The organism is Streptomyces sp. NPDC005774, from assembly GCF_042871645.1.
GTDB classification, from domain to species: domain Bacteria; phylum Actinomycetota; class Actinomycetes; order Streptomycetales; family Streptomycetaceae; genus Streptomyces; species Streptomyces pratens.
On record NZ_JBIAIV010000041.1, the window covers coordinates 45,002 to 57,153 of the forward strand.

12 protein-coding genes, 1 tRNA gene and 3 pseudogenes are annotated in these 12,152 nt (G+C 70.9%); 8 read left to right on the forward strand and 8 right to left on the reverse strand.

The window, feature by feature from the left end:
- Positions 1-13: 13 nt before the first annotated feature.
- Together ACFYQA_RS29135 and ACFYQA_RS29140 are read right to left on the reverse strand one after the other, a co-directional pair.
- Complete coding sequence (locus ACFYQA_RS29135) at positions 14-790, reverse strand: SDR family oxidoreductase (protein ID WP_388923925.1); 777 nt, start codon at positions 788-790, stop codon at positions 14-16.
- A gap of 77 nt (positions 791-867) precedes the next feature.
- Complete coding sequence (locus tag ACFYQA_RS29140) at positions 868-2,055, reverse strand: phytanoyl-CoA dioxygenase family protein (protein WP_388923928.1); 1,188 nt, start codon at positions 2,053-2,055, stop codon at positions 868-870.
- A 116-nt stretch (positions 2,056-2,171) separates the two neighbouring features.
- On the opposite strand from ACFYQA_RS29140, the gene ACFYQA_RS29145 reads away from it, so the two are divergent.
- Positions 2,172-3,206, forward strand: a complete 1,035-nt coding sequence (locus tag ACFYQA_RS29145; RefSeq protein WP_388923931.1) for a LacI family DNA-binding transcriptional regulator — start codon at positions 2,172-2,174, stop codon at positions 3,204-3,206.
- A 239-nt stretch (positions 3,207-3,445) separates the two neighbouring features.
- Positions 3,446-4,057 carry a TMEM175 family protein gene (locus tag ACFYQA_RS29150; RefSeq protein ID WP_388923934.1) on the forward strand — a complete coding sequence of 204 codons (612 nt, stop codon included), beginning with the start codon at positions 3,446-3,448 and terminating at the stop codon, positions 4,055-4,057.
- Between the two features lie 4 nt (positions 4,058-4,061).
- Here the strand turns inward: ACFYQA_RS29150 and ACFYQA_RS29155 are convergent, their stop codons facing one another.
- Positions 4,062-5,225, reverse strand: a complete 1,164-nt coding sequence (locus ACFYQA_RS29155) for a Gfo/Idh/MocA family protein (protein WP_388923937.1) — start codon at positions 5,223-5,225, stop codon at positions 4,062-4,064.
- A 208-nt stretch (positions 5,226-5,433) separates the two neighbouring features.
- Here ACFYQA_RS29155 and ACFYQA_RS29160 point away from each other — a divergent pair, with 208 nt between their 5' ends.
- The 3 genes and pseudogenes from ACFYQA_RS29160 to ACFYQA_RS29170 all read left to right on the forward strand — a co-directional run bounded on the left by ACFYQA_RS29160 (position 5,434) and on the right by ACFYQA_RS29170 (position 7,361).
- A complete protein-coding gene (locus ACFYQA_RS29160) occupies positions 5,434-6,075 on the forward strand; it encodes a GntR family transcriptional regulator (RefSeq protein ID WP_388923940.1) in 642 nt (213 codons plus the stop codon).
- Between the two features lie 49 nt (positions 6,076-6,124).
- Positions 6,125-7,127: pseudogene (locus ACFYQA_RS29165) on the forward strand (VOC family protein).
- Positions 7,128-7,287: 160 nt separating this feature from the next.
- Positions 7,288-7,361 (forward strand) — tRNA-Pro (locus tag ACFYQA_RS29170).
- 99 nt (positions 7,362-7,460) lie between these two features.
- Here ACFYQA_RS29170 and ACFYQA_RS29175 read toward each other — a convergent pair.
- Positions 7,461-7,793, reverse strand: a pseudogene (locus ACFYQA_RS29175) (tyrosine-type recombinase/integrase); the annotation flags it as partial.
- A 105-nt stretch (positions 7,794-7,898) separates the two neighbouring features.
- On the opposite strand from ACFYQA_RS29175, the gene ACFYQA_RS29180 reads away from it, so the two are divergent.
- Positions 7,899-8,171: a transposase gene (locus tag ACFYQA_RS29180; RefSeq protein WP_388923943.1), complete on the forward strand. Its 273-nt coding sequence runs from the start codon at positions 7,899-7,901 to the stop codon at positions 8,169-8,171.
- Positions 8,172-8,343: 172 nt separating this feature from the next.
- Positions 8,344-8,808, forward strand: a pseudogene (locus ACFYQA_RS29185) (IS3 family transposase); the annotation flags it as partial.
- A gap of 4 nt (positions 8,809-8,812) precedes the next feature.
- Here the strand turns inward: ACFYQA_RS29185 and ACFYQA_RS29190 are convergent.
- Both ACFYQA_RS29190 and ACFYQA_RS29195 read right to left on the reverse strand, forming a co-directional pair.
- Positions 8,813-9,532, reverse strand: coding sequence for a transposase (locus ACFYQA_RS29190; RefSeq protein ID WP_388923946.1), 720 nt, complete (start codon positions 9,530-9,532; stop codon positions 8,813-8,815).
- Between the two features lie 99 nt (positions 9,533-9,631).
- Positions 9,632-10,591, reverse strand: coding sequence for an AraC family transcriptional regulator (locus ACFYQA_RS29195; RefSeq protein WP_388923949.1), 960 nt, complete (start codon positions 10,589-10,591; stop codon positions 9,632-9,634).
- A gap of 112 nt (positions 10,592-10,703) precedes the next feature.
- Here ACFYQA_RS29195 and ACFYQA_RS29200 point away from each other — a divergent pair, with 112 nt between their 5' ends.
- A complete protein-coding gene (locus ACFYQA_RS29200; protein WP_388923951.1) occupies positions 10,704-11,456 on the forward strand; it encodes an SDR family NAD(P)-dependent oxidoreductase in 753 nt (250 codons plus the stop codon).
- A 41-nt stretch (positions 11,457-11,497) separates the two neighbouring features.
- Here ACFYQA_RS29200 and ACFYQA_RS29205 read toward each other — a convergent pair whose 3' ends face one another.
- Together ACFYQA_RS29205 and ACFYQA_RS29210 are read right to left on the reverse strand one after the other, a co-directional pair.
- The gene (locus ACFYQA_RS29205; RefSeq protein ID WP_388923952.1) at positions 11,498-11,776 is read right to left on the reverse strand and encodes a hypothetical protein; all 279 of its coding nucleotides are present in this window, start codon (positions 11,774-11,776) and stop codon (positions 11,498-11,500) included.
- On the reverse strand, positions 11,706-11,972 hold the full coding sequence (locus ACFYQA_RS29210; RefSeq protein ID WP_388923954.1) for a hypothetical protein: 267 nt from the start codon (positions 11,970-11,972) through the stop codon (positions 11,706-11,708). The genes ACFYQA_RS29205 and ACFYQA_RS29210 overlap by 71 nt, the downstream gene beginning before the upstream one ends.
- Positions 11,973-12,152: the final 180 nt, after the last annotated feature.

Genomic DNA, 12,152 nt, shown 5'->3' on the forward strand with positions numbered 1-12,152 from the left:
GCGGGGGAGGCGGTCAGTCGAGGCCGCCGAGGACGTTCTGGTCCCAGTCGATCACGGAGCCGGTCACCACGCCGGACCGGTCGGACAGCAGCAGGACCACGAAGTCGGCGATCTCGTCCGGCCGGCCGAGTCTGCCCATCGGCAGCCGGGCGGCGGCCCGCTCGCGCCAGTCGTCGCCCGCGCCGTGGAAGGTGCGCTGGGTGGCGTCCTCGCCCTCGGTGGCGGTCCAGCCGATGTTCAGCCCGTTGATCCGGATCCGGTCCCAGCGGTGGGCGTGTGCGGCGTTGCGGGTCAGGCCGACGAGTCCGGCCTTCGCGGCGACGTAGGGGGCCAGGAAGGGCTGCCCGCCGTGTGCCGACGAGGTGATGATGTTGACGATCGTGCCGGGCTCCTCACGCCGCACCATGTCCGCCACGGCGGCCTGCATGGCGAAGAACGGGGCCTTGAGGTTGATCGCGATGTGCTGGTCGAACAGTTCCGGGGTGGTGTCCAGCAGCGTTCCGCGCGAGGTCAGCCCCGCCGAGTTGACCAGGCAGTCGACCCGGCCGTACGCCCGGACCACCTCGGCGACGGAGTCCTTGGCCTGTCCGGCGTCGGCCAGGTCGGCGCGGACGAACATCGCCCTGCCGCCCGTGGCGGCCAGCTCCGCCACCAGGGCCTCACCGGGCGCGGGGCGGCGCCCGGTGACGGCCACCACCGCTCCCTCGCGCACCGCGGCCCGCGCGACGGCGGCACCGACGCCCTGGCTGCCGCCGTTGACGAGGACGATCCTGTCGTCGAGAAGTCCCATGCCGTTCGGGGTCCTTTCCGTTCCTGAGCCGGTCGCGCGGGAGAGTGGGGTGGGAAGGTGGGTGGGGGAGCGTGGTGTCAGCTCTCGCGCCGCCCGGTGCCGGCCCGCAGTGCCTCCCGCAGGGTCCGCACGGTCCAGCCCTCGCGCAGCGCCCGCCGGACGAGGTCCGCCTGCGAGGGCGGGGCCATGCCGTCGACCGGCGGGTCGTTGTCCAGGTTGGTGGGGAAGGGGTAGCCCTCGGCGCTCGCCGCGATCACGTTCTCCTGCCACTGCTCGTCGGCGCCCTCGGCCCGCGCCTTGAGCAGCACCGGGTAGACGGCCGCCGTCACGGTCTCGCGGTCCACCGTCTCCATGGCACGCCCGAACGCGGAGGACACCTGGAGCAGGTTGGCCATGCGCCGGATGTCCGCCGAGCGGTTGGCGCCGGCGGCGTGGAACAGGGCCGGGTTGAAGAAGACCGCGTCGCCCTTGGCGAGCGGCAGCTGCACGTGGTGTTCCTCGAAGTGCTCCTGGAACTCGGGGAGCCGCCAGGCGAGGTAGCCGGGCCCGTACTTCTGCGAGTGCGGCAGGTACAGCGTGGGACCGGACTCGACGGGCATGTCGCAGTGCGCGACCGCGCCCTGCAGGGTGAGCACGGGGGAGAGGTGGTGCACGTGCGCCGGGTAGGCGGCGGCGACCTCGTTGGAGAGGAACCCGAGGTGGTAGTCGCGGTGCACGGTCTGGGCGGCGCCGCCCGGGTTGACCACGTTCACCTGGGAGGTGACCTGGTAGCCGGGGCCGAGCCAGGCCGCGGACACCAGGGCGATCACGTCGTTGGCGTAGTAGTCGGCGAAGGCCTGCGGGTCGTGGAGGGCGGCCTTCTCCAGGGCGTTCCACACCCGGTCGTTGGCGCCGGGCTTGGCGAAGTGGTCGCCGGCGGTGGCACCCGTGGCACGCTGCTGGACGATCAGGGCGTCGAACACGGCGGTGGCCCGGTCCACGACCGCCGGGTCGGGGAAGGCACCCCGGACGACCACGATGCCGGGGCCGTCGGTGAGGGCGCGCACCAGCTCGGCCTGAGCCTCGCGGCGGTCCGCGAGGGCGAGCCGGTCGGCGTCGTAGAGCAGCACGTTCCGTTCCACGGCGGCCGCGAGCGGGTGGGCGGCACGGTCCGTGGTCCGCTCGACCAGGGCACGGAAGGCGTCCAGGTCACAGTCCTGCTCGGACAGCCAGGACCGCTGCTCGGCGGACGGCTGGACCGGGGTGGAAGCGGTGGAGAAGGACATGGTCGTCCTTTCGGGTCACGGGGGGACTCGGCTCTGTCATTCTTGTCAGTACAAAGCCTTCGGGCAACCAGCAGCCAGCCATCAAAAACCCCTCAGGATTCTCAGGAGCCGGTCGTATGGGCCATCCCTTCCCGATCAGGGAAATCGCACGTCAGGCAGGGTTGAGCGAGGCCACCGTCGACCGGGTGCTCAACGGCCGGGGCGGAGTACGGGACAGCACCGCGCAGGAGGTGCGCCGGGCGATCGCCGACCTGGACCGGCAGCGCACCCAGGTCCGGCTGGTCGGCCGTACGTTCATGGTGGACATCGTGATGCAGTCGCCCGAGCGGTTCTCCACCGCCGTGCGGGCCGCTCTGGAGGCCGAACTGCCCGCGCTGCACCCGGCGGTGGTCCGCTCCCGCTTCCACTTCCGCGAGACCGGCCCGGCCGACGGACTGACCGGCGTCCTCGACCGGATCGCCCGGCGCGGTTCGCAGGGGGTGATCCTCAAGGCGCCGGACGTCCCCGGGGTCACCGAGGCCGTCGGACGGCTCGCCGCCGCGGGCATCCCGGTGGTGACCCTGGTGACCGACCTGCCCACCAGCGCCCGCGTCGGCTGCGTCGGCAGCGACAACCGGGCGGCCGGCGCGACCGCCGCGTACCTCGTGGGCCAGTGGCTGGGGGAGCGGCCCGGCAATGTGCTCACCAGCCTCAGCAGCGGATCCTTCCGCAACGAGGAGGAGCGCGAGATGGGTTTCCGCAGCACCATGCGCGCCCGCCACCCCCGGCGCACCCTCGTCGAGATCGCCGAGGGCCAGGGCCTGGACACGACCCAGTACGACCTCGTCCGGGCCGCTCTGGACCATGACCCGGACATCAGTGCCGTCTACTCGATCGGCGGCGGCAACATCGCGACCCTGCGTGCCTTCGAGGACGCCGGGCGGGAGTGCGCCGTGTTCGTGGCCCACGACCTCGACCACGACAATGCCCGGCTGCTGCGCGAGCACCGGCTGTCCGCGGTGCTCCACCACGACCTGCGCCAGGACCTGCGCGAGGCCTGCCACATCGTGATGCGCGCGCACGGCGCCCTGCCGCCGGCCGGCCCCACCCTCCCCTCCGCGATCCAGGTGGTCACCCCCTACAACATGCCGCCCGGCACGGTGGCCGGGTGACGGCTCGCGGTGAAGGAGCCGCGGCCCGGGCGTGTATCCCCGTCCGGCGGGCCGGGGCTGCCTAAGGGCTGTCCCGTAATCCCTGGCGGGCGCGCGACGCCGGCTACGGCACCTCGCCGCGTTGTCGGAACGTCCACATACATCCAGTGTGCGGACGCCCCTCCGCCTTGCGATGCACCGCATCCGACGCCGCGCGCTGGTCCACCACGGATTACGGGACAGCCCCTACCGTCGTGCGCATGAGGAAACCGACCCCGGAAGGCGGGCCCGAGCGGCTGGTGACCCTCGCCGACGGCGTGTTCGCCATCGCCATCACCCTGCTTGTCCTGGACCTCTCCGTGCCGCAGGGACTGAGCCCCGAGGAGTACCACGACGCCCTGCGCGAGCTGCTGCCCAACCTGGGCGCCTACGCGGTCAGCCTGGTGGTGCTGGCCGGTTTCTGGCGCGAGCACCGCGCGATCTTCCGCACCGTCCGGCAGGTGGACGGACAGGTGATCTCGCTGACCGTGCTCGGCCTGGGCATCGCGGCACTGCTGCCGTTCCCGACCGCGCTGATCTCGGAGTACGGCGACGAGCGCGTCTCGGCGGTCATCTACTCGGCGGCGGTCGCCGCACTCGGCGGGGTCCATCTCACGCTGGCCGTCCTCCTCGCCAGACGCCCCTGGCTGCGCGGCGACGCGGCCCCGGCGCGGGACGAGAAGCTCTCCATCGCCGACCTGGGCTCGACGGTGGTGGTGTTCCTCGTGACCATCCCGCTGGCCCTGGTCGTCGGGCCCGCCGCCATGTGGTGGTGGCTGGTGCTGGTGCCGCTGAAGGTCTGGCTGGGCCGCCGGGAGAGCGCGGCCCGCTGAAGCGTCACGAGGAGGCGTCCACCGTCACCCAGGACCCGCTCCCGGCCGAGCGCACCATCGCGTCCAGTACGGCCGCGCTGCGCACGGCGTCGGTGAGCGTGGCGCCGTACGCGGTGTCCTCGGCGACGGAGCGCAGGAAGCGGTGGGCCTCGATGACCTTCAGGTCGTCGTATCCCATCGCGTTCGCCGCGCCCGGCTGGAACGCGCCGAACTCGCCGTCGCCCGGACCGACATGAACCGTGCTCACCGGCTGGTCCTGGTAGGCGGTGCCGCGGCTGACGCCGAGTTCGTTCATCCGCCGGAAGTCCCAGAACACGGCGCCCTTGGTGCCGTGCACCTCGAAGCCGTAGTTGTTCTGCTCGCCGACCGAGACCCGGCAGGCCTCCAGTACCCCGCGCGCACCGGAGGCGAAGCGCAGCAGGCAGTTGACGTAGTCCTCGTTCTCCACCGGGCCGAGTTCGCCGCCGGCGGCGCGGGAGTGGCCGGCCGTGGCGCCGGCCGGGCGGGCCCGCTCGGGCAGGAAGATCGCCGTGTCGGCGGTCAGCGAGGCGATGTCGCCGAGCAGGAAGCGGGCCAGGTCGGCGCCGTGCGAGGCCAGGTCGCCGAGCACTCCGCTGCCGCCGCGCTCCCGCTCGTAGCGCCAGGTCAGGGCGGACTCGGGGTGGGCGGCATAGTCGCTGAACAGACGGATGCGGACATGGGTGACGGTCCCGATGTCGCCGGCGGCGATCAGCGCGCGGGCCGCCTCGACGGCGGGTGCGTTGCGGTAGTTGAAGCCGACCGCGCTGCGGACGCCGGCCTTCTCGACGGCGTCCGCCACCGCGCGGGCGTCGTCGGCGGTGAGACCGACCGGCTTCTCGATCCAGATGTGCTTGCCGGCCTCGGCCATCGCGACGCCGATCTCACGGTGCAGGAAGTTCGGGGCCGTGATGCTGACCGCCTGGATGCGCGGGTCGGCGGCCACGTCGCGCCAGTCGCGGGTGGTGCGGGCGAACCCGAACTGCGCGGCGGCCTCCTCGGCCCGGCCCGGCACCTCCTCTGCGACCGTGATCAGTTCCGGGCGCAGGGCGAGCTGCGGATAGTGGTGCGGCACCCGCGCGTACGCCTGGGTGTGCACCCGCCCCATCCAGCCGAATCCGATGACGGCGACACCGAGCGTATCCACCATGAGAGCCCTTCCTCGGACCGTTCCGTACCCGGATCGTTCCCTGTTCCGTCCATCCTTGTCCAGACAAACCTTGAGTGTGCACGGGTGAGGGTGTCAAGGAGCGGGCCGGGTGGGCAGTACTTGTCCGCAATGGAGCGAACGAAATTGTTGACTATTATGTTTGGACAGGCTCAGGGTCACCAGGCACCCGCTCAGGGGGAGAGCGACGATGCCCGACCAAGGCCGCCCGAGCACCGGAGAGCAGGCCAAGCGGCATGCCTTCGCGCAGCTGCGACAAGCGATCCTGCGCGGTGACATGGCGCCGGCCCAGCGGCTGGTGGAGAACGAGCTCGCCGAGCAGTCCGGGGTGACCCGGGCCGGCATCCGGGCCGCGCTCATCGACCTGGAGGCCCAGGGCCTGGTCGAGCGGATCCGCAACCGCGACTCACGGGTACGGGTGGTGACCGTGGAGGAAGCGGTCGCCATCACCGAATGCCGGATGGCGCTCGAAGGACTGTGCGCCGCCAAGACCGCCGCCACGGCCGACGACGCGCAACTGGACCGGCTCACCGAACTGGGCACGGTGATGACCAAGGCCGTGGCCGACGGCGACCCCCTCACCTACTCCCAGCTCAACCAGGAACTCCACACCCGTATCCAGGAATTCTCCGGTCAGCGGACGGCTGTGGCCCTGCTGGACCGCATCAACGGCCAACTGGTCCGCCACCGATTCCAGTCGGCACTCAGGCCGGGACGCTCGCAGCACTCCCTGGTCGAGCATCTGGCCATGATCGAAGCGATCAGGGCCAGGGACCCCGAGGCGGCCGTGCGCGCCCACCTCACCAGCGTGATCGAGGCCCTGCGTGGCTGACCGGACGTCCCCGAGTCCCCGTCCAAGCCCTTGCCCTTGGAGGTCCTTGATGGCCCCGCCGCTCGGCGACATCGCCCACCTCGGACACGTACAGCTCTTCACCCCGGACCTGGACGCCGGCGTCGCCTTCTTCACCGACTGACCGGGCCTCACGGTCAACGGCCAGGACGGCGACACGGTCCGGCTGCGCACCTTCGACGACTACGAACGGCACAGCCTGGTGCTCACCGCACGCGAGCGGCCCGGCCTCGGCCGGCTCGCCCTGCGGACCTCCGGCGAACAGGCCCTGCACCGCCGGGTCCGGGCGATCGAGGAGGCGGGCGGCTCCGGCCGCTGGACCGAGGACGAACCGGGCCTCGGCAATCTGTACGTCACGACCGATCCGGACGGCCACGAACACGCCCTGTACTGGGAGAGCGAGCACTACCGCGCCCCCGACGACCTGAAACCCGCGCTGAAGAACCAGCCGCAGGCCAAACGCCGGCCGGGGCGTGGGCGTCCGGCGGCTCGACCACGTCAACTTCCTCGCCGCCGACGTCCTCGCCGACGCGGAGTTCCAGCAGCGGGTCCTCGGGGCACGCCCCACCGAACAGGTCCGGCTCGACAACGGCCGGATCACGGCCCGCCGGCTGACGTACACGCACAAGTCGTACGACGTCGTCCACACCGAGGACTGGACAGGTTCGAACGGGCGGCTGCACCACGTCGCCTTCGCCACCGACACCCGCGAGGACATCCTGCGCGCCGCCGACCTCGCCGTCGACACCGGGGTGTTCATCGAGAAGGGGCCCCACAAGCACGCGATCCAGCAGACGTTCTTCCTCTACGTCTACGAACCGGGCGGCAACCGCGTCGAGTTGTGCAACCCCCTCACCCGCCTGGTGCTCGCGCCCGACTGGCCGCTGATCACCTGGACGGAGGCCGAGCGGGCCAAGGGCCAGGCGTGGGGACTGCGCACCATCGCGTCCTTCCACACGCACGGCACCCCACCGGTCGACACCGACGGCGTGCCGCTACGGCCGCCGGGCGCGGAGAACGGGGAGTGCCGGTGACATCAAAGGTGCGGCGCGAGCCGACGGAGAGTGCGGCCGGGCCGGGAATCACGCCGCCCGAGCCGCGGCCATAGGCCCCCGCGCCCTCCGTCCCTGGACCGCCTTCCGTATGCGGTAGGGTTGACCTGCGTGATCACGCGGTACGCCGCGCGGAACGCATCGGGACGTGGCGCAGCTTGGTAGCGCACTTGACTGGGGGTCAAGGGGTCGCAGGTTCAAATCCTGTCGTCCCGACTCGTGAGAGTCGCAGATCAGGGCCGGTTTCGGAGCAATCCGAAACCGGCCCTTGATCATTGTCGGAGACCAGTTGGGGACCGGCGTGCTTGACCGGCCTCAGCGTGTCATGACGATCGGTTTCGGCAGCGAGCGCGGTGCGCGCAGCACGCTGAGATGGGCGGAGAGCGCCGCCCCGACGGCGGTGATCTTGTGTACGTCCGGGTGCAGGTAGCGCTGGGTGGTGGTCAGTGATCCGTGGCCGGCGATCCTGCGCAGGACGTGTACTTGGACTCCGGCGTCGGCGAACCAGGTCAGTCCGGTGTGCCGGAGGTCGTGGCGGCGCAGGTGCTCGTAGCCGAGCTTGGTGACCACGTCGTCCCAGTGCGTGGCGTCGCGCAGGACGGCGGTGGAGATGCGTCCGCCACGCGGGCCGGTGAACAGGCGGGCGTCCTTCCCCTCGTAGCGTGGAGTCCTTGATTGCAGGGGAAGTTGGGGTTCATGGGGTCCAAGCAACGGACGTACACGCCTGAGTTTCGCGAGGGTGCTGTACGCATCGTGATCGAGACGGGCAGGCCGATCCCGGAGGTCGCCGAGGAGCTCGGTGTCCACTCCGGAACGCTGCACAGCTGGGTGTCGCGGTGGCGGCGCAACGGGTCGGCGTCGTCCGACCGGCCGGCCGAGCCCGCGCCGGGCGGGCGGATGCGCGAGGCAGAGCGCGCCGAGCTGGGGCGGCCGCGGCGGGAGATGAGCGAGAAGAACAAGCGGATACGCGAGCTGGAGATGGAGCGTGATGTCCTCAAGCGATGCATGGTCCTCTGGGTGAAGTGACCGAGACGGACCCGGCCGCCGTGGCCGCGTTCATCGGTAACCAGAGGACCGGGCACAAGGTCCCGCACCGTCTGGCCTGCCGGGTTCTGAGGGTGTCGGAGTCCTGGTTCTACAAGTGGCGTGACAAGCCCACCACTGCCCGGCAGGTCCGGCGGGGCAGCCGGTTGACGCGATACGGCAGGTCTTCGAGGACTCCGGCGGCACCTACGGATCTCCGAAGGTCTGGCTCGTCCTGGTCCGCCAGGGCCGGCGCGTCTCGGTGAACACCGTGGCCCGGCTGATGGCCGAACTCGGCCGGGCCGGACGGAAGATCCGCCGACGGCGCGGGCTGACCCGGCCCGGCAAGCGCCCCGCAGCCCCGGACTTCGTGCGGCGGGACTTCACCGCGGACGCTCCGGACCAGGTGTGGTGCGGCGACGTCAGCGGCGTGATCTTCCACAGCGACCGCGGCAGCGAATACCACTCCCGGCGCTTCCGCCGCGCCCGCCGGCGCCTGGGCGTCACGCAGGCCATGGGCCGTGTCGGGTCGTGTTTCGGCAACGCCGTCAGCGAGGCGTTCAACAGCGTGCTCGAGGTCGAGTACGTCCACCGGCACACGTTCGCCACCCGCACCGAGGCCCGACTGCGGATCGCGACCTGGATCACCGGCTTCTACCACACGCACCGACTACACAGCGTGTGTGGATACCGGAGTCCGACCGACTACGAGTACGACCATCGCGCCAACTCCACCTTGGAGCCGGCCGCTCGGAAGATCTCCACAGTCCGAGGGGATTGACATCGACCAGATCGTCCAGCAGGTGCCCGGCGGTGCCGGCGACTTCTTCCAGCGCCGCGCGGACCGTCTCGGTGATCAGCTCCAGGCGGGTCAGGTCGCGGACCGCGGCCAGGACGTGGGTGGAGTCGGTGCGCTGTGTGGTGCGCTCACGCACCAGCCCGGCCTCCTTGAGACGGGCCGGCGCGAGGTCGAGGAGGCGGTCGGCGCGGTCGCCCTCGGTGAGACGGTCACGGAAGTCGGCCGGCACGCTGTGGTGGAGGCCGGGGTCGTCCAGCTCTATGGCCAGGGCGTACTTGGAGTCGATGCGGCAGTGGACCGCCTCGGTGGCCTGCCGGTCCGACAGGTTCAGCAGGAACTGCAGCACGCAGACGGTGGCCGGCTGGGCGGGCGGGAGGCCGGGGCGCCCGTCGCGCGGGTACCAGTCGGCGAAGTCCTCGTCGCGCCACAGCCCATCGAGCCGGTCGCGCACCCATATCGCCGTCGTGCCATCCGGGTTGCTCGCCCGCGCGATCTGCGCGGTCAGAGGTGGGACTTGCTCACCGGAACGGGGACGGAGGGACAGCGGGCACCTCGACGGCTGCATCGGTTATCGGAACCACCCGAGCATGCCCGTTGATCATGCTGTCGCGCCGCGAAACTCCAAGGTCCCCGACAGAGTCAAGCTGAGCACAGGACGCCTCCTTCAGCTTCCGTTCGCGGCCGAGCGCGGTGGCTGCCGTGCCTGTTTCCGGAACTGTGCGGGCGATGAGCCGACCACACGGCGGAACGCGGTGCTGAACGCGCTCTCGGACAGGTAGCCCGTGGCCCGTGCGAGCTCGGAGATCGACAGAGTGTCGCGGGCGAGGGCGTCGCGCGCGAGGCTCATGCGCCATTGGATCAGGTACTCCAACGGAGGGACCCTGACGTGGCTCTTGAAGGCCCGGGCGAACGCGGAACGCGACATGTGGCTGATCTCGGCGAGCTCCTTGAGGCTCCAGGAGTGGGCCACGTCCGCGTGCACGGCACGCAGGGCGGCACCGATGCCGTCCTCGTTCAGGGCGCCCATCCAGCCGGTGGGCCGGTCTGTCTGACCGGCGTGAGCACGCAGCATGTACACGAGCAGGATCTGTGCGAGGTGGTTCTGCACCAGCGGGCCGCCGGCGGCGGCGCCCCCGACCTCGGTGGCCAGGAGATCGATCAGCTGCGCGAGCCGCCTGCCGTGAGGATCGGCCACGCGGACGATCACGAGCGGCGGCAGAAGATCGGTCAGGAGGGCCGCGTTCCTGTCGTCGAACGCGATGTGCCCGACGCAGAGGTAGAGGTCCTCCTCGGACTCCGGGCCGATCCGCACGAACCCGTCTTCGGCACCCGCCCACACCGGCTCCGCAGGGCGCGGGCTTGCGTCGAGCGTGCTGGCCAGCACGTAAGGCGGCGGGTTGCCCAGCATGAAGGTGTCACCCTCCTGCAGGAGCACCGGCTCGTGCCCTTCGAGGATCAACCAGCACGTGCCGCGCACGAGGCCCCCGACCCGCACGTGCAAGAACGTGTCGAAGCGCAAAGCCCACTCTCCCGCGGCCCGGAGATTGGGCCCGACCACCGTGCGGGGCCGGAGCAGGCCGATCGCATCAGCCACTGGATCGCGAAATCCGAGCACCGACGACACCTCCTGGACGATACGTAAAGAACGCCGGACTCTGCATCATGGATAGTATCCCCGGTCTCCCGCAGTATCGATGTCAACGGATCGGCATCGAGAGAGTGATGGAGACACCCACATGGGACAGCTGGAAGGCAAGACGTCGGTGGTCACCGGGGGCAGCACCGGTATCGGTCTGGCCACCGCCGTACGGCTGGCGGACGAGGGCGCGTACGTGTTCGTCACCGGCCGACGCGAGTCCGAACTGGAGGCCGCCGTCAAGACCATCGGAGCAGACCGGGCCACCGCGGTCGTCGGCGACATCTCGAAGCCGGAGGACCTGGACCGGCTCTACGAGGCGGTCCGGGCGCGAGGCAAGGGTTTGGACGTGCTCGTGGCGAACGCGGCGGTCGCTGCGTTCGTGACGCTGGAACAGACCACCGAGGAGCACTTCGACCAGACCTTCGGGGTCAACGTCCGAGGCACACTGTTCACCGTGCAGAAGGCGTTGCCGCTGCTCAACGACGGAGCCTCGATCGTCCTGGTCGGTTCGACGGCCGGCGACCGTGGAGTAGAGGCGTTCGGCGCGTACGCGGCGTCGAAGGCGGCCGTCCGGTCCTTGGCGCGGACGTGGTCCAACGAGCTCAAGGGCCGTGGCATCCGGGTCAACGTGCTCTCGCCGGCGTGGATCGAGACTCCCGGGGGCACCGCCGCTTTCGGCGACGAGGAGACCGCCCGGGCCGTCAAGGAGAATGTCGCCGCGACCGTGGCCAAGGGCCGCATGGGTCAGCCTGAGGAGGCCGCCGCAGTCGTGGCCTTCCTGGCCTCGGAACAGAGCAGCTACGTCGTCGGCGCGAACATCTACGTCGACGGTGGCGCGAACCAGATCTGAGCAGGCACCACACGGTGGGTGGCATCTGAAGCGTTCCAGGTTCACCGCACGCTCCTATTCCAGGAGCGTGCGGTGAACCGCCCGTCGCCTCGCTTGCGCAGCCAGCCGAGGTCGGCGAGCTTGGTCGTCTTCGCGCGCAGCGGTTCCAGCTTGCCGCGCACCGTCACCTGAAGGCCCAGTTCCTCGCCCACCGCCCTTACCTGGACGGGGCCGTCGGCGGCCCGCACGATCGCCAGGATCTTGCGGTAGTCAGCGGGCAGCGCGGCCTCGTCGGGATTCTCGCTGCGGTGCGGGCTCGGCAGGACCGCCCGCCCCGCCACCCGGACGGGAGTCGGGGCGGGCGGTCGCGGCGGCCTCCGCCGCGGCCCGGTCCTGCTCGGCCGGCCGGTTCAGGACCCGCTCGGCGATCAGCAGCTCCTCCCGCTCGGCCTGGACCTCCTGCAGCTGCTTGGCCAACTCCTCGGCCAGCGTGTCCAGTTCACTCCGGCGAGCCGTGATCCGCTCCAGCTCCTGCATGCCCACGCCCTCCCCGCGACATCCCCCTGTACCGACCGGTGACGGATAGTAAGAGCGGCACGGTCCTCGACGCAGCAGAACCCGACAACGACTCCGGCCGGCATGTCAGACGATCTTCACCGTGGACACCCGCCGACGACCAGCATGAGTATCCCGCCCGCCCCTCACACCAGACCCGTG

Bases quoted from the DNA above. Each gene is read 5' to 3' on its own strand.
- ACFYQA_RS29135 (WP_388923925.1), bottom strand. From the start codon at position 790: ATGGGACTTCTCGACGACAGGATCGTCCTCGTCAACGGCGGCAGCCAG.
- ACFYQA_RS29140 (WP_388923928.1), bottom strand. From the start codon at position 2,055: ATGTCCTTCTCCACCGCTTCCACCCCGGTCCAGCCGTCCGCCGAGCAG.
- ACFYQA_RS29145 (WP_388923931.1), top strand. From the start codon at position 2,172: ATGGGCCATCCCTTCCCGATCAGGGAAATCGCACGTCAGGCAGGGTTG.
- ACFYQA_RS29150 (WP_388923934.1), top strand. From the start codon at position 3,446: ATGAGGAAACCGACCCCGGAAGGCGGGCCCGAGCGGCTGGTGACCCTC.
- ACFYQA_RS29155 (WP_388923937.1), bottom strand. From the start codon at position 5,225: ATGGTGGATACGCTCGGTGTCGCCGTCATCGGATTCGGCTGGATGGGG.
- ACFYQA_RS29160 (WP_388923940.1), top strand. From the start codon at position 5,434: ATGCCCGACCAAGGCCGCCCGAGCACCGGAGAGCAGGCCAAGCGGCAT.
- ACFYQA_RS29190 (WP_388923946.1), bottom strand. From the start codon at position 9,532: ATGCAGCCGTCGAGGTGCCCGCTGTCCCTCCGTCCCCGTTCCGGTGAG.
- ACFYQA_RS29200 (WP_388923951.1), top strand. From the start codon at position 10,704: ATGGGACAGCTGGAAGGCAAGACGTCGGTGGTCACCGGGGGCAGCACC.
- ACFYQA_RS29210 (WP_388923954.1), bottom strand. From the start codon at position 11,972: ATGCAGGAGCTGGAGCGGATCACGGCTCGCCGGAGTGAACTGGACACG.